General features: G+C 55.0%; 17 protein-coding genes. 1 reads left to right on the forward strand and 16 read right to left on the reverse strand.

Annotated elements, in window-relative coordinates; translation table 11 throughout:
- Positions 1-75: 75 nt before the first annotated feature.
- From rsfS to MNU25_RS00095, 5 genes are all read right to left on the reverse strand, one after another.
- On the reverse strand, positions 76-423 hold the full coding sequence (gene rsfS, locus MNU25_RS00075; protein WP_240983212.1) for a ribosome silencing factor: 348 nt from the start codon (positions 421-423) through the stop codon (positions 76-78).
- Complete coding sequence (gene yqeK / locus MNU25_RS00080) at positions 407-964, reverse strand: bis(5'-nucleosyl)-tetraphosphatase (symmetrical) YqeK (RefSeq protein WP_240986670.1); 558 nt, start codon at positions 962-964, stop codon at positions 407-409. Before yqeK ends, rsfS begins: the two co-directional genes overlap by 17 nt.
- Before the next feature lie 266 nt (positions 965-1,230).
- Positions 1,231-1,482, reverse strand: a complete 252-nt coding sequence (locus MNU25_RS00085) for an RNA recognition motif domain-containing protein (RefSeq protein ID WP_047830707.1) — start codon at positions 1,480-1,482, stop codon at positions 1,231-1,233.
- A gap of 167 nt (positions 1,483-1,649) precedes the next feature.
- Complete coding sequence (gene nadD, locus MNU25_RS00090) at positions 1,650-2,279, reverse strand: nicotinate-nucleotide adenylyltransferase (RefSeq protein ID WP_240983213.1); 630 nt, start codon at positions 2,277-2,279, stop codon at positions 1,650-1,652.
- Between the two features lie 161 nt (positions 2,280-2,440).
- Positions 2,441-3,565: an AAA family ATPase gene (locus MNU25_RS00095; protein WP_240983214.1), complete on the reverse strand. Its 1,125-nt coding sequence runs from the start codon at positions 3,563-3,565 to the stop codon at positions 2,441-2,443.
- Positions 3,566-4,101: 536 nt separating this feature from the next.
- Here MNU25_RS00095 and MNU25_RS00100 point away from each other — a divergent pair.
- A complete protein-coding gene (locus MNU25_RS00100) occupies positions 4,102-4,284 on the forward strand; it encodes a hypothetical protein (RefSeq protein ID WP_240983215.1) in 183 nt (60 codons plus the stop codon).
- A gap of 244 nt (positions 4,285-4,528) precedes the next feature.
- Here the strand turns inward: MNU25_RS00100 and MNU25_RS00105 are convergent, their stop codons facing one another.
- The 11 genes from MNU25_RS00105 to MNU25_RS00155 form a co-directional block, all read right to left on the reverse strand.
- Entirely contained in the window at positions 4,529-5,746 is a 1,218-nt protein-coding gene (locus MNU25_RS00105; protein ID WP_240983216.1) for an ammonium transporter, read from the reverse strand.
- A gap of 353 nt (positions 5,747-6,099) precedes the next feature.
- Positions 6,100-6,744: a response regulator gene (locus tag MNU25_RS00110; protein WP_240983217.1), complete on the reverse strand. Its 645-nt coding sequence runs from the start codon at positions 6,742-6,744 to the stop codon at positions 6,100-6,102.
- Positions 6,734-8,746 carry an ammonium transporter gene (amt, locus tag MNU25_RS00115; RefSeq protein WP_240983218.1) on the reverse strand — a complete coding sequence of 671 codons (2,013 nt, stop codon included), beginning with the start codon at positions 8,744-8,746 and terminating at the stop codon, positions 6,734-6,736. Before amt ends, MNU25_RS00110 begins: the two co-directional genes overlap by 11 nt.
- 147 nt (positions 8,747-8,893) lie before the next feature.
- Positions 8,894-9,046: an SDR family oxidoreductase gene (locus MNU25_RS00120; RefSeq protein WP_240983219.1), complete on the reverse strand. Its 153-nt coding sequence runs from the start codon at positions 9,044-9,046 to the stop codon at positions 8,894-8,896.
- 36 nt (positions 9,047-9,082) lie between these two features.
- Positions 9,083-10,252: a branched-chain amino acid ABC transporter permease gene (locus tag MNU25_RS00125; RefSeq protein ID WP_240983220.1), complete on the reverse strand. Its 1,170-nt coding sequence runs from the start codon at positions 10,250-10,252 to the stop codon at positions 9,083-9,085.
- A gap of 1 nt (position 10,253) precedes the next feature.
- On the reverse strand, positions 10,254-11,123 hold the full coding sequence (locus MNU25_RS00130; RefSeq protein WP_240983221.1) for a branched-chain amino acid ABC transporter permease: 870 nt from the start codon (positions 11,121-11,123) through the stop codon (positions 10,254-10,256).
- Positions 11,123-11,848 (reverse strand): ABC transporter ATP-binding protein, encoded by a 726-nt coding sequence (locus tag MNU25_RS00135; protein WP_240983222.1) that lies wholly within the window; start codon positions 11,846-11,848, stop codon positions 11,123-11,125. The genes MNU25_RS00130 and MNU25_RS00135 overlap by 1 nt, the downstream gene beginning before the upstream one ends.
- Positions 11,845-12,603, reverse strand: coding sequence for an ABC transporter ATP-binding protein (locus MNU25_RS00140; RefSeq protein WP_240983223.1), 759 nt, complete (start codon positions 12,601-12,603; stop codon positions 11,845-11,847). Before MNU25_RS00140 ends, MNU25_RS00135 begins: the two co-directional genes overlap by 4 nt.
- 99 nt (positions 12,604-12,702) lie before the next feature.
- On the reverse strand, positions 12,703-12,966 hold the full coding sequence (locus MNU25_RS00145) for an alpha/beta fold hydrolase (RefSeq protein ID WP_240983224.1): 264 nt from the start codon (positions 12,964-12,966) through the stop codon (positions 12,703-12,705).
- Positions 12,967-12,970: 4 nt separating this feature from the next.
- Entirely contained in the window at positions 12,971-14,200 is a 1,230-nt protein-coding gene (locus MNU25_RS00150) for a substrate-binding domain-containing protein (protein ID WP_240983225.1), read from the reverse strand.
- A 135-nt stretch (positions 14,201-14,335) separates the two neighbouring features.
- Positions 14,336-15,898, reverse strand: coding sequence for an acyl-CoA synthetase (locus MNU25_RS00155; protein ID WP_240983226.1), 1,563 nt, complete (start codon positions 15,896-15,898; stop codon positions 14,336-14,338).

Raw genomic sequence — 15,898 nt, forward strand, 5'->3', positions numbered from 1 at the left:
TAAATTTATTTCATTTTATCAAAAACCCGTCACTTGTCAAGATTGATGTCTTTTTCCTCATTATGCCCGAAAAAACTAGAAAGCCATCACTTCGGCATCACCCCAAAGCCTCTCCAGGTTGTAGAAGTCCCGCTGATCCGGGGTCATGACGTGCACCACCAAGTCACCGCAGTCCATGAGCACCCACTGCGCGTCGGGAAGGCCCTCCACCCGCAGAATCGGAATCCCTATCGTCCCCAGTTTCTCTTCCAAGTGATCGACAATGGCCTTCACCTGAGTCGTAGAGTTGCCCGTGGCAATGAGAAAATAATCGGTGACCATGGAAATCCCCTTCAAGTTCAGCAATACGACTTCGCGGCCTTTCTTTTCCGCCACCAAATCCACAACCTGTTTGAGCTGCCTTTGTTCAAGTTCCAAAGCCATGCCTCCTCCGTAAATCTTCATGGGTCAAACGAGTTAAAGGGTGAATGGGCCGGTGAGACTCTTCCAGGTAATGCAGAGTATGTTCGACACAAGTCAAAGTACCCTTCTCTAAACTATGATACAAGGCTTGGCGCAAATTGTCCACCTGCGGAAACTCCCGGCCGGGCTCGGCCAGGTCGGCACTGTAAATCAGCATCTCCAAGCGGGACATGTTGGGAGCTCCCAAAGTGTGATGAGCGATGGCCGCCAGGATATCCCGGTCGGCCAGGCCGCAGCAGTTTGCCAGCCAATACGAGACCAGAGGGCCATGCAGAACGGACGGACAGCTCTCGTCTTCCGAGTAACGAATCAAATGCCAACGCTGGGCCAAGCACACCTGCTGTTTCTCGGGAATCTCCTTGGCCAAATCATGCAGCAACGCCGCGTAACGGGCACGGGCCGGATCCAAACCGTGCCGCCGTGCCAGGTCTTCGGCCAGGGAGGCCACTCCCAAAGTATGCCGAAACCTTCTCGCCGAAAGGGTTCTGCCGGCTAAATCCAGGGCTTGCTTTAAATCAGGAGTTTTTAAATCAGGAGTTTTTAAATCAGTGCTCTTTTTCAAACCAGGGTTTATTTCTAAATCACGACTTTCTTCCGCACCGGGATTTCTTTGCGAGCCAGGGCCTTTTTTCGAATCCACGCCCTTCTTAACCTCCTTGAGCAGACTCCTCCTCACCCCATCGGCAGTTATCCGCAAGCGGTACTTGTACCAAAAGGAACGCGTTCATGGCGGGAAAAGGGGGCCCCCTTCATGCCCCCCTCCGCCGTTTAAAACTGTTTTGGCTTCGCTTCGTTCACGGTGAGCGGGCGCCCGCCGAAGTCCTTGCCGTTTAATTCCTCTGCCAGACGAGCCGCTTCCCCGTCCGGTACTTCAACAAAGCCGAATCCCCGTGAGCGTCCTGTTTCGCGATCGGTAATGATTCGGCTGCCGGAAACTTCTCCGTAATCTCTGAAAAACGCGGCCAGTTCTTCAGCCGTCGTATTCCAGGGAAGGTTTCCAACGTAAAGTGTTTGTGTCATCTCTGTCACCTCTTGCTCATTGGATTCGCTCTTAGTATGAGCAAATCCGATATTCGTATACTCAAAGCCTCTATAGGGTTGAATATAGCATAACTTCTGCAAAGCTTTATCTGAATCTTTAACAAGGCCAAGGCTTATGTTATCCCTGACAAGGCTCCGGGACAAAGCTATGTCATCCTGTACAAGGCTTTTTCTTCGATAAAGCGCCGGACCGCTTCCGGCAAAAGATAGCGAATGGATTGCCCCCGGCCGACCCGCGCCCGCACATCCGTGGAAGATATAGCCAGGGCCGGAACTTCCAAGAGCGAAATCCTTCCCTGCGCTTCCGGGTGCTCCTTGCGGGCTTGCTCCAAAAAATCCCGCGCTTCATAACCCGGGCGGGATACGGCCACGAAATTCGTCAGCTTCAAAATCTCAGCGGCTTCATGCCAGAAAAAAATTTCGCGCAAGGCGTCCGTTCCCGTAATAAAATACAGGTCGCTTTCCGGATGATCCTTTCTCAAGATCCGCAAAGTGTCTATCGTGTAAGAGGGCCCTTGCCGCTCAATCTCCAGGCGGGAAAGACTGAAATTCGGATTATCGGCAACGGCCCGGCGCACCATCTCAAAGCGCAGCTCCCCCGGGGAAATCTTTTTTTCCTGTTTGTGCGGAGGATTCCCGGTCGGGACAAAGAGAACCTGTCTCAAGCGGAATTCGATCCGGGCCGTCTCCGCGGCCACCAAATGCCCATAGTGAATCGGGTCGAATGTTCCCCCCATAACCCCCAGCCGATATACCTTTCCCCCTGTGTCTTCCATGCGTTTATCTCCTGCCGTGCGAGCATACTTTCCCGAAAGGTTGACCACAAGCACGCTTTCCTGCTCACTTTACATTTTCTAGTATACCACAAATCTTTCAAGTTTTCGCAGCTAAAGCCCACGTTCGAATATCCATCCCATCCCCGGCAAAATTATTTTCTTTATTCATTGTTGCTGTCCTTGGCCAAATAATCCCTGAACATTGGCTCCACAAAAGCATAGCGCCCATGCGCGTTTTTTTCAATGATCCCCCGCTTTAGTAAGAAATCCACGGCCCGTTTATTCTCATTGGGATTATGCTCTCTGGAATACAACGATTTCCCTTGAGCGATTTGGTTCAGAATTCGCAACGCGAGCGGAACTTGATTGATCTCGTCGATCATCGCGTTAAAAACACTCGCCAAGGTCAGGATGGCATTATGGTAGCCATACTGGACAATATCCAGAGATAACTTGTGAACGCCGGCTTCGACAGCCGCATAATAGATTTCCGAGCACAATACCATTGTGTCCTGCGGATGTCCCCCGCTTAAATCCACAATCTTCTCGTATAGTTTCTCCGTCCCGGCGATTCCCCTGTCTTCATATTTCTTCTTCATATAAGGTACCCATGACTCGACCGGAATCGGTGGCACCGGCAAAATGGCAGCAAAACGATAAAACGCTTCCTCTCCATGTCCAAAAAGGGTGTTCATTATTCCCCCCTTCGAGCCGAGAAACATGTAAACGACATTCTTGTGCAGTTGAAAGTGGGATCGCAATCTCTTGAAGATTAAGTCACCCCCGATTCTGGACATTTCCTGGAACTCATCAAAGACCAAAAGCATGTTTTTCTGGTCCTTCTGCGCCAGCTTCTCCGCAAAATCCAAAACATAATCCGCATTGGCCTGACCGGGATTTGAGAAATTGAGCCCCAACTCAAGATCGCTGATCTTTAAAGACAGTTTCACATTCCCGCTTATCTTCTTCAGTCCCGACTGTATCGCCTCCGTGGTCTTTTTTATCCCGGTCCGATTTTCCAGACAGGCATCAAGCAGGCTCAGCGAAAATTCCTGCATATCCTTGATGCTGAACAAATCGACCACAGCTGTATAAAATCCTTTCTCGTTCAAGCGGCGCACCGCCTCCAAGGCAATTGACGTCTTCCCGATCCGCCTTGGACCCGAAATCATTAAATGTTGTCCGTCCGCCAAGCGGAGAACAACCTGCTGCAAAAAGTTTTCCCGTTCCAAAATATCCTTTTCGCTGACAGGTGCCCCAAAAGGAAAAGGCTTTTCAAACATCATTACACCCCTCGTAAGAATGCGGCTGCGCTTGCACCACTTCGTGTGACTGGCTTTTTCGCTTGCATCAGATTTAGTATTACACCCAATGTAATATTATATTACCCTGGATATAATAATGCAAGATGGGCCTTTGCCTATCCTCGCGTACGTTCCCTTCCCTGCCAGCCCAATTATACCATCCGTAAAATGCCGGTCAATTGTCAAGGCGGCACACCCCGAAGCGTCCCTACTTAAAAGGAATATTTTCCCGCAAGTCTTTGCCCTTCTATGTGGCAAAATCTGGCGCAGGGACATACAGTGGACTAGAAGTCCCATCTCATTTCGGAAAGTTACAGTCAAGGGATTCGAAAACCCCATGTCACACTTCGGGTCAGCTCGCGTGCCCGCAGCAGCAAAAAGAAGGAAGCATCATGGCCATGGGCGCCGGCGAAACCGGTTTCGGAGCGGGTATTGGCCTTGTCGTCGTTATCATCTTATTGCTCATCGCTATGGGAATTGTGTTCTGAGTCTGAGAAGGAGAAGGAGGACTGAATTCTATGTTCGGACGCGGCGGTCATTTTCCTAATATCTCTCCGGTGGGTGCCCCACCGCACATCGGACCTATCACAGGTCCCTGCTGTCCCCCCGTGATCGCAACCCCCTCTGCAGGTACCGGGATCGGCGCGGGCATCATCGCGATTGCCATCTTGATCCTTATCGCCTTAGCCGTGATCTTTTAGCTCGAAACATTCTTTCCCCGACTGAGACACGGCAAAAACCCGCACTCTGGAACAACGAAAACGAGAATCAGCCCAGGCTTTGCCCGGGCTGATTCTCTGCCGACCCCCTAGCCCGGCCGCAGCACCGGTAGGGGGCTAAAACACTGTTCGCCTGCACCAGCCGGGGAAATCGTTCAAGCGACGACCCAGTCCGGTAACCGCTTCCCGCGCTGAACACGGCAGATACACCGGCCCCTGGTGCGAGCTATTGGAGATCGTAGGCTGTTTCGCCGTGAATGGCACTATCGAGACCCTGAATCTCCACTTCTTTGGATACGCGAACGGGTTCGAAGAAATTGATCACTTTCAGGATCAAGTAAGTGACACCGAAAGCATACAGAGTGGCGAAGGCCACCCCGAGCACCTGAACGAGAAACTGGTGCACGTTGCCCTGAATCAAACCGCTGGTCTGATTCACGGCGGAGACTGCGAACACCCCGACCAGGATGGAACCGAGAATACCGCCGACTCCGTGCACGCCCCAGACGTCGAGCGCGTCATCCCAGTCCAGCTTGATTCTGACCTGTACCGCCAGGTAACAGACGATCGCCGCCAAAACGCCGATAATCAGCGCGGCCCAGGGGCGGACATAACCCGCCGCCGGGGTGATGGTCGCCAAACCGGCCACTGCGCCAGTGAGAACTCCCACCATGGTCGGTTTCTTTTCGTGCACCCACGAGATGAGAAGCCAAGTGATCATGGCCATGGACCCGGCAATATCGGTGTTCACGAAGGCAGTCGCCGCAACTCCATTGGCCGCCAGAGCACTCCCTCCGTTGAAACCGAACCAACCAAACCACAAGAGCCCGGTTCCCAAGGCGACAAAGGCAATGTTGTGCGGACCGGTAGTTTCCCCGGGAGCCAGAACCCGTTTACCGACAAAGAAGACCGAAGCCAGAGCGGCGACTCCGGCACTCACGTGCACGACGATGCCGCCGGCAAAGTCGACCAGACCCATTTGGGCCAGAAAACCTCCGCCCCAGATCCAGTGGGCCAGAGGAATGTAGACCAGTATACTCCAGAGGACCAGGAACTTAAGGTAGCTCTTAAAACTGACCCTGTCGGCAAAGGCACCCGTGATCAGAGCCGGGGTAATAATAGCGAACATCTCCTGGTAGACAAAAAAGACTAAGAATGGGATCGTGGGCCCGTGCATCGGATTGGGCGCCAGGCCCACACCCCGCAAACCAAAGTATTGAAGATTGCCGATAATCCCGTGATAGTCCGGGCCGAAGGCCAGGCTGAATCCCCCCAAGACCCAAATGGCTGTAACGATTCCCATGGAGACGAAACTCTGAATCATGATGGTCAAAACGTTCTTTTTCCGCACCAGTCCTCCGTAAAAAAAGGCCAGTCCCGGTGTCATAAGACAAACCAAGGCGGCGCTGATGAGGACAAAGGCCGTATCTCCGCTGTTGATCATAACGAAACCCTCCCGCTGTCTAATGATTGCGTACAAGAATAGCTTAAGACAGGGTCACGTTTCCGTTAATCAGGGTTTTTCCGTATTTCGGCAAAATTATCTCTGTATTTTTTCAGAACTTCTCCACAGCCATTTTTCTGGGTTTCAGGCAGCCCATGAGATTACGAATAGGCCTTTGGGCTAATTCCTCCCGTACCTTTTCATCAGCCCGTTTACGACAATCATTTCTGTCGGACACCGATTGCTTTCATTTCGCGCGCCAATCATCCGTTCCGCACCCCTCGTCCTTTGTCGGGCGCCGGTCTCTCACTGTTTCAGGCCGAGCGTCGTCTGTATTTTCCTTACCTGTATTTTCACGGCTCTATGAGGTGATTGCGCACGGCATAGAGGACCAAATCCGTAATGCTCTTAAACCCCAGTTTGCGCATAATGTTAGCGCGATGGGTTTCTACCGTCTTTAAGCTCAAATTAAGACTCCGGGCGATCTCTTTGTTGCTGTTTCCTTCGGCCAAGAGCTGCACGATTTCCCTCTCTCGGACCGAAATCACCTCTCTCTTGCCTTTCTTTTGGCTGAAGTTTTCCACGAAGCCGGCCACGACCGTCGACGTAATATCCGACGAAAGGTAAATTCCTCCGGCTTGGACGGTCCTGATGCAGTCGAGAAGTTCTTCGAGGGCATTTTCTTTCAGCACATAGCCGTTGACCTCCAGTTGATAGGCGCGCGCGACAAACTCCTCATTCTTGTGCATCGTCAAAATAATGATTTTGGTCCCCGGCCGCTCACGTTTAAGCCGGGCCGCCGCGTCTAAGCCGTTGAGCCTGGGCAGGGAAATATCCAGAATGGCTATGTCCGGCTCTAAGCGCAGAATTTCCCGAACAGCCTCCTGACCGTCCGCCGCCTCGCCGACGACCTCAAGATCCTTTTCTTGCTGAAGCAAAATTACCAGGGATTCCCGCAGTATTTTATGGTCATCCGCCAAAAAAACCCTAACCCTCATAAGGCACCTCCATCAGGATGCTCGTCCCCCGGCTTTCCGCCGTGACAATCCTAAGCTTTCCTCCCAACATCTTCAGCCTCTCCTGCATAGAGCTGAGGCCTAAGCCGGTGTGAACCTCGTCCGGATTGAAACCGCGCCCGTTGTCGCTGATTTGAAAGAGGTAGAGGTCACTCCTGAGGAGCGAAAAGTGAAGCTTGACTTCCGTTGCCTGGGCGTGTTTCAAGATATTTGCCAGACATTCCTGGATAACCCGGTAAAGATTGAGAACCGCGGTATCTTCCCAGGGGGGCATTTCCGCCGAGAGGCTGAACTCGAACCTTATTTCACCCGTCTTGCCCAAAGTCCTCAGGATCTCTTCAATCGCTGATTTCAACCCTTTCCTCTCCAGAATGCCCGGTTTCAAATTGAAGAGAACGCCCCGGATCTCCTCAATAGTTTCCGTGGTTAGGCGGACGGTCCGTTCGACCTGTTCACTCAACGCGGGATCTTTTTCCTCCATTCTGACCTTGTTGGCGATCAGGCCCAACTGCAACTTAAGCGCCGCCAGGGACTGCCCGACCCCGTCATGCAGATCCCGGGCCAATTTCACCCGTTCGTGTTCCTGTGTTTCCGCCAAAAGCTTAGCCTGTTTCTGCAAGAGTTGATTCTGCTGTTGAATCTTGCCGCTGAGATCCTGGGTTAAATTTTCGTAATGCGTGATTTTCAAATATTCCTGCCAGGAATAAATGTCGCCGAATTCGACGATGTTCAGACCTTTCTCCTCTTCTTCCTCCGTCACCCGCAAGCCAAACCTTTTCTTAATCAGGTAAAACATGAGGAGGCCTAAGCCGAAAGACCAGACGAAGTTTACCGTTACGCCCAACAATTGCACGAAGAACTTAAGCAAACGCGACTGTCCGCCCAGAAATTGCGGAGAGGCGAAAAAGGCCAATAAGATCGTGCCCGCTGCACCGCCGAAACCATGGATCGGCACCGCGCCCACAGCATCATCCAGGCCTAGTTTCTCCAGCAACAACCCGGCCAGAACAACGACGGAACCGGAGATGAAACCCACCATGACCGCAGCCAGCGGCTCCAGGTAGTTTGAGCTGGCGGTGATGGCGACCAGGCCGCCCAGGGCGCCGGCGAAAATCGCCTCCATATAGCTGTGGTCACGAATAAAGAAGCGGGTCGTCAAAATAGCGCCGACCACGCCGGCCGCCGCCGAGAAGTTCGTATTTAAGAGAATCAGCCCGATCCGATCATTGAATTCAAGCAGGCTGCCCCCGTTGAAGCCGAACCAACTGAACCAGAGAATAAACGTGCCCAAGGCCGCAAAAGGAATATTGGAGCGGCCTAATTTCTTGATCTTGCCTTCTTCATCCCACTTATCCTTGCGTGGCCCCACGACGATGATACCGGCCAGAGATACCCAGCCTGCGGTCGCGTGAACCACCGTGGCTCCGGCAAAATCCATGAACCCAAGATTTTTTAACCAGGCCGGTTGATTTAGGAAAAGGTCCCCCCAGACCCAATGTCCGAAAAGAGGGTAGATAAACCCAGCCAGGATAACCGCGGCCAGCAGCAAAGGCAGCAGGCGGGTTCTCTCCGACATGCTGCCCGAAACAATGGTCACGGCTGTGCCGGCAAACATCAGCTCAAAAAAGACGAAGACAAAACCCAGGGAGTTGTGGGCCTGAGCCAGATTATTCAATAACCAGTAATGCCCGCCGAAGAGACCCCAAGGGCCGGGGCCGAACATGAGGGCAAAACCCAAAAAGGAAAAAACCAAGGTAGTGATGATAAAGGTCAGTATATTTTCAATGGCTACACTGATCACGTTTTTCGATTGGATAAATCCGACCTCATAGCAAACAAAACCGGCCTGCATAAAAAAAACAAAACAGGCGCTGACGATCAGCCAGAGATGATTAAGATCGACTTCCATGAACCGCTCATGCTCCTCGTTTTGCCTTGCCGACCCCGCGCGCTTATTCGGAGCGGCTAACATTGCCCCTATCATACTACGAAACCTTCGCGATCTTCAAATCGACTCGCCGCAAACCGGATCGCTCAGAACAGGCCGCGCCGACTCCCTGCCGCCGATCCTCTTCGACCTCTAACCCGTCCAATTCCCCCCCGTCGACCTTATTCTCCTCGAACCTAAGCTTTACAAGGTCAATCCGCCGTCGACACTCAAAACCGCGCCGTTGATAAAGGCGGCCTCGTCGGAAGCCAGGAACAGATAAGCGTTGGCCACATCACGCGCCTGCCCTAAGCGCCCCAGGGGGGTTTGGGCCCGCATCTGCTCTCGCAGCCGCATTGACCTCACCCCTCGCTTAAAACTCTCTCGCAAAATTCACCTTTGACCTTTCTGCAACCCCGTTCTGTAACCCCGTGCCCCTTTGCCCGCCCGTTTCCCCCGGAAGAAGCCCAGGATGCCGCCGGGGAAAAAGAGAACGATCAGGATGTACAACAAACCGAAAATGAGGTGCCAGCGCTGCAGGAGAGGATAATGTTCGGCCAGGCTGGAAAGCCGGTCGCTGGCAAAATTGGTGAGTCCGGAACCGATGAAAGCCCCGTAAAGCGTTCCGCTCCCGCCGATGGTCGTTATCAGCAAGGCATCGATCGTTTTGTCCGTCGCCATCACACCCGTGCTCACAAAGGCCTGCTGCAAGGCCCAGGCGATACCGGCCAGGCCGGCCACCACCCCTGCGACCAGGGTGGAAATCAGTTTGAAGCGGATCACGTTATAGCCCAAAAACTCCGCCCGTTTCTCGTTTTCCCGGATCGAGAGCAAAACCCGGCCGGTCGGGGAGTGAATAAACCGCCGCACCAAAATCACGGTCAGGACCGCAAAAACCAAGATGAAGTAATAAAAGAGGATGGGATCCTCCAAAAAGTGCGGAATCCGGAAACTGAACCCATCCGCCCCGTTCGTTGCCCCCCGCCATTTTTCGGCGATGATGGCAAAAAGCTCCGCGAAAGCCAGCGTAATCATGGCATAATAGACGTCCTTCACGCGCAAGGACAAATACCCAATCACGAGGGAAATCACCAAGGAGATGAGCACCGTGCCGAACACCGCCAGGAGCAGAAAACCTAAGCCCGGCCCGGTGTGTTTCAGGATGATGGCCACCGTGTAAGCACCTGTGCCGAAGAAGAGCACATGGCCGAAAGAGACGATGCCCGTATAGCCCAAAAGGATATCGTAACTCATGGCAAAGACGCCCAGAATGAGAATCTGGTCCATGAGGTTGAAAAGCGCGTAAGACGATGTGAGAAGGGGCAGCACGGCCAAAATCAGCACCACCAGTACGGGCAATCCCGACACCCAGAGCAAGACCTCGCGCCCGGGCCGCCCGAGTCCGGGCACCTTAGCCCGGCCGTGGGGGGCAGCCGTTCCCGCAGGCGGTTCCGTCCGCGCCGGGGATTCCGTCCGCGCCGGCCCTTCCTTATAATCCCCGGCGTCCTCTGCCCCCGGCAGCCGTACCTCAGAGCTATCAGGCTTGCGCAGGAACCGAGCCATCTCACTCACCCCCCATCCCAAATAAACCGTTCGGTCTCAGCAGAAGAACCACCGCCATGAGGAGCACATTCACGGCCAGGGAGGCTTCGGGCAGAAACCAGGCCGTGTAAGCCCCGGCCAGACCCACCAGGATACTGCCCAGAGCCGAGCCGAGGAAACTCCCCATCCCGCCGATAACGACCACAATGAAGGCCAGCATCTGGTTCTGCAAGCCCATGTCCGGGTTGACCGCGCCGACGGCCGGAGCCATCATCACACCCCCCAGGGCCGCCAAGGCGGCTCCGAAAGCGAAGACCAGGCTGAACACCTGCCGGATATTGATGCCCAGGGCCTGCACCATTTCGGGATTCTCCACCCCGGCCCGGACGACCATGCCCAGGCGCGTCTTGGTGAGGAGGAGATGGACCGTGACCGCTACCACCAGCCCCACCGCCAGGGTGAAGAGCCGGTACTTGATCAGAATGACGCTGCCGATGGCCCAACTGCCCGCCAAGAGCGGCGGGACCGGGGTCGCAATGATATCCGGCCCGAAGACGGCCTTGACCAATTCATTGAGGACGATCATCACACCCGTGGTGATCAGAATCTGGGCGATGGCATTGCCGTAAACCCGCCGCACGGTCAGCCTCTCGACCACCCAGCCTACCGAGACCCCCACCAGCATCGCGCTGACCAGCGCCAGGATAAAACTGCCGCTGTGGGCAAAAACCACCACTCCGGTATACCCCCCGAGCATGAACAAACTGCCGTGGGCAAAGTTGAGAACGCCCATGAGACCGAAGATGAGGGAGAGGCCGGAAGCCAGGAGAAAGATCATCATCCCTGTGGAAAGCCCGTTGACGGTTAAGTTAATAAAAGTTGCCATGCCCATTAGCCCGCCCTCCCCCTTTGACCCGTACTGATACCCAGGTAACGGCGGAGCAGCTCCCGGTCCTGTTCCAACTCGCTCAGAACCCCCTCACGCACTGTCCGCCCGTCATCGATGATGACATAGCGCCCCCCCACGGCACTGGCCAAGGCGAAATTTTGCTCGACCAGCACGACGGTCGTCTGCGCTCTGATGAGCCGCAAAGCCTCGGCCAGTTTCTCCACCATGATCGGAGCCAGACCTTTGCTGGGTTCGTCCACCAAAAGCACCCGGTTATCCTGAACGAGGGCGCGGCCGATGGCGAGCATCTGCTTCTGGCCGCCGCTCAGACCTCCGCCTTTGCGCGTCAGCTTTTCCTTCAGATCGGGAAAAACGTCCAGGACAAAAGCCAGTCTCGCCTCCGCGGCTTTGTCCCGCCTCCGCATAGCCAGGCGCAGGTTCTCGCCCACCGTCAAAGCGGAGAAGACTGCCTGATCTTCCGGCACAAAACCCACCCCCTTGCGGGCAATTACGTGCGGGGGCAAACCCTCGAGCGCTTTCCCGTCCAGAAGAATCTGACCCCGGGCGGGGGGGGCCAAGCCCATGATACTGCGCAGGGTGGTCGTCTTGCCCGCCCCGTTGCGGCCGAGAATGACCGTAACCTGACCCTCCGGCACCGCGAACGTGATGTCCTCTAAAATCCGGAATTGGTTGATATTCGTTTTCACCTGCCTGAGTTCCAAGATCATAAGGGCATACCTCCCAGATAAGCCGCCTGGACCGTGTCATTGTCCATGATCTGCCGCGGTTCCCCCGCAGCCAGCAGACGCCCGTTGACGAGAACCACTAAGGTGTCGGAGAGGGAGAGGACCATATCCAGCTTGTGCTCGACCAGCAGGATCGTGTGCTCCCCCCCGGCTTTCAACTGCCCCAGAAGTTCGAGAATCCCGGGTACTTCTTCGACGGCCATTCCGGCCGTGGGTTCATCCAAAAGGAGGACCTCCGCTTCCAGAGCCAGGATAATCGCCAATTCCAATTTGCGTTTGTCCCCGTGGGCCAGGGCCTGGGCCGGGAGGTCCATTTTATCGCCGAGATAGACGGATTCGAGCAGATCCTCCGCTTTCTCGGCAAACTGCCTGTATTTGCGGTGGTGGCGCAGGAGCCGGTAGTGCACTCCCGCCCGGGCTTGAACGGCCAAGCGGACATTTTCCCGCACCGTCAAGTGGGGAAAGACGTTGGTAATCTGAAAGGTGCGGCCCAGACCCCGGCGCGTGCGTTCGTGAGCCGGCAGGCGGGTGATCTCTTGCCCTTTGAAGAAGATCTTCCCGGCGCTGGGTTGAAGCTCACCGCTGAGCAAGTTAAAGAACGTCGTTTTGCCCGCTCCGTTGGGACCGATGATCGAAGTGAAAGTGTGGGCGGCCACGTCCAGGCTCACCTGATCGACGGCCGCCTGTCCGCCGAAGTTTATCGTCAGTTGTTCCGTGCGAATAATAGGTTCGCTCATACTCACCCCCTGGGCTGCCTTGATGCCTTGGATATGGACTCCCGGGAGGGGGAGGCCGGGCCTCCCCCTAAGTCCAGTCGTTTTTCAACCCGCGGATCGTCACTTGCCCACGAACGCTTCAAACATAGACATGAAGTCTCCGGGCTTGTCGATAAACACCGCGTGGCCGCTGCCCGCTACAACCTGAAACTGTGCTTTTGCGCTAATCGCTCTAACCGTTTCGTCAGCCATTTCCTGAGTGACGATCATGTCGCTGTCACCCCGGATTACCAGCACCGGAATCGTTATCCTCTTAACAAGGCCGTTTCCGTCCAGAACACCGTTGCTTTCGTCCGAAATGTTGAAATTATGAATGAGAATCAAAAGGCTACCTACCGTTTTGAATGGGCGGGGCGGTTTCCGCCGGAGTCATCGTCCGCATCAACACCGGCACAGGCCAGTCCACACCCTTTTCCTTTTCCAGGCGGATAGCGTACATGGTCTGCAAAGCCTGGTGGTCTTGTTTGCGGAAAGTCATCTCACCTTTGGGTGTCTCAAAAGACATTCCTTCCATGGTGCTGATCAGTTTGTCGGCGTTGGCATTTCCGTCCGTCTTTTGCAAGGCGGTGACGATAGCCATGGCGGCCGACATGCCCCCGGCGGTAAACAGATCGGGGGGCTCATGGTATTTCTTCATGTGTTCTTTGACCAGCCAATCGTTGATTGGGTTTTTGGGCAGACCATAATAGTAGACGCAGAACCCTTCCATGCCGACCGCGTTCCACATGGTTTTCAGAGCGGCAATGTCCGGGGCGCCGGTGGAAAGTTTGATCCCTTTCCGAGCCACTTTCATGTCCGCCAATTGCTGCCAGGGCGTATTGGCCCCCGCCCAAATCACAAAGAGATAATTCGGTTTAGCATTGATGATCCGTTGGATATTGGCCGTAAAGTCGGTAGCATTGGCAGCCGGAAACTCTTGCGCCACAATTTTAGCCCCCAGTTTTTCCGCTTGGAGCTTGAACGCTTTCTCCCCGTCCCGCCCGAAGGCGTTGTCCGGTGCCAGCACGGCAATTTTCACTCCCGGTTTGGCAATGGCGGCCGCTCCGGCGATGGCATCCTGAGAAGAGTTGCGCCCCGTGCGGAAGATGTAGCGGTTCCACTGCGAGCCGGTGATGGCGTCGGCCACGGCCGGTTCCACCACCATGACTTTCTTGTACTGCTTGGCCAGGGGGAGAATGGCCAAAGCGTCGGTTGAGCTGGCACACCCCACCAAAATGTCCACTTTGTTATCTTCCAGGAGTTTAATCGCCTTTTGCTTGGCGACATCCGGTCTCGTCTCCGAGTCGGCAATGATCACATCGATCGGATGCCCCGCCACCTCATTGGTACCTTTCGTGGCATAGTCGATGCCCAATTTGAAACCCCGGATGCTTTGCTGACCGTAGGCTTCCAGTGCACCTGTCTGCGAAGTCACGATCCCGATCTTAATCGGGGCTTTGGCCGACGCGCTCTGCCCGCTTCCGGCCGCGGACGGCTGTGAACCGCAGCCGGTCAAAACCAAAAGACCCGCCAGTAGAACAACGATTCCGATCCGTGCCTTTTTGAAGGTTTTCCTCAACTTAAGCCCTCCTTTTACTCGCGCTCCCTGGAACGCTAAATATTCACCGGAACTTCCCCATACACTGGGACTTTTCCATACACTGGAACTTTTCCATACACTGATACTTGCCGATACCCGCTGATACTCACCGCTTCACCGCTGCTCACTGAGATATCCCTTGTTCTCTTCCCTTTTTTCTTTTTTCTTTGACTTCAGCTCCCGTTTGAGAATTTTTCCGGCCGCACTGTGCGGCAGAAAAGGACGGAATTCCACTTCTTTGGGCACCTTGTACCCCGCCAGGCGCGTGCGGCAGTAGGCCATCACCTCCTCAGCCGTCAGACTGGCTCCGGGTCTCAGCACGAGAAAAGCCTTCGGCACTTCCCCCCATTTTTCATGTGCCACCCCGACGACAGCTGCTTCTTGGATATCCGGATGGCTGTAAAGCACTGTTTCCACCTCGACGGGGTAAATGTTCTCACCCCCGCTGATAATGAGATCTTTCTTGCGGTCCACGATGAAATAGTAGCCTTCCTCGTCCCGGCAGGCCAAGTCTCCGGTGCGAAACCAGCCGTCCTCAAAGGCGGCCTCCGTCGCCGCCGCATTATGCCAATAGCCCTGGCTGGTATGATTCCCTTTGATCAGCAGCTCGCCCACCTCATTCACCCCCGCTTCCGGGCCGTCTTCGGAGATGATTTTTACCGCACTGTGGAAAACGGGTTTGCCGACAGAACCCATCTTGCGGCGCATATCGGCCGAATTCAGGGCAAAGCAGTTGGGCCCCACTTCCGTCAAGCCATATCCCTGCTTAAAGGCAAGCCCTTTGCGCCAGTAAGCTTCATAGACCGCGGGCGGGCAGGGCGCCCCGCCGGAAATACAGAAACGTACCGATGACCAATCCGCGCCGGCAAAGTCCTTTTCGGCCGCCATCATCTGAAACATGGTCGGAACCATGAACACGACCGTCGCTTTTTCCTCGCTGATCAGTTTAATGGCTCCCGCCGGTTGAAAAACCCCGGGCAAGAGGAGGGTTCCACCCAGATGGATTAAAGGGGTTGTCAGGACATTGAGACCTCCGGTATGAAAGAACGGTGTGAAAATAGGAGCAACATCCGCAGCAGTGAGTTCCCAACTGATCGCCGTGTTCACGGCATTCCAGGTAACCATGCGCTGAGAGAGAAGGGCCCCCTTGGGGAAGCCGGTCGTACCCCCGGTGTAGAGGAGCAGCCAGGCGGATTCGAGCGAGCGCCAGGGACGCGGAAAATCCCCGTGCAACGTTTCGCTCATGATTTTTGAAAACAGGCAATCTTCCGTCTTCCCCGCGGCCAAGGAAATAGACCATTCTGCCCCCGCCGCGGCCCTGATGGCCGCCGCCTCCTTCAGACCCGGATCGTAGAGGAGAACGCGAGGCGCACTGTCTCGCAATATGTACTCCAATTCGCCCCGGCTGAGGCGGAAGTTTAAGGGCACAAGCACCGCTCCCAACTTCTGCGCGGCAAACAGAGCGAGCAAATGCTCCGGACGGTTTTGAGCCAGGATCGCCAAACGATCCCCCTCCCTGAGTCCTGTCTCGTGATAAAGGAACGCCGCCAGCTTCTCACTTCGCTCGTTTAACACGGAATACGTCAGACGCTCTCCGCTGACCGTGTCAATGACAGCCGGGTGGTGCGGCGAAAGTTCTGAACGCCGGAGCAGCCAGTCCACCGCATACATCAGCAT

Origin of the sequence: Acididesulfobacillus acetoxydans, assembly GCF_902729405.1 — a bacterium.
Taxonomy (GTDB): domain Bacteria; phylum Bacillota; class Desulfitobacteriia; order Desulfitobacteriales; family Desulfitobacteriaceae; genus Acididesulfobacillus; species Acididesulfobacillus acetoxydans.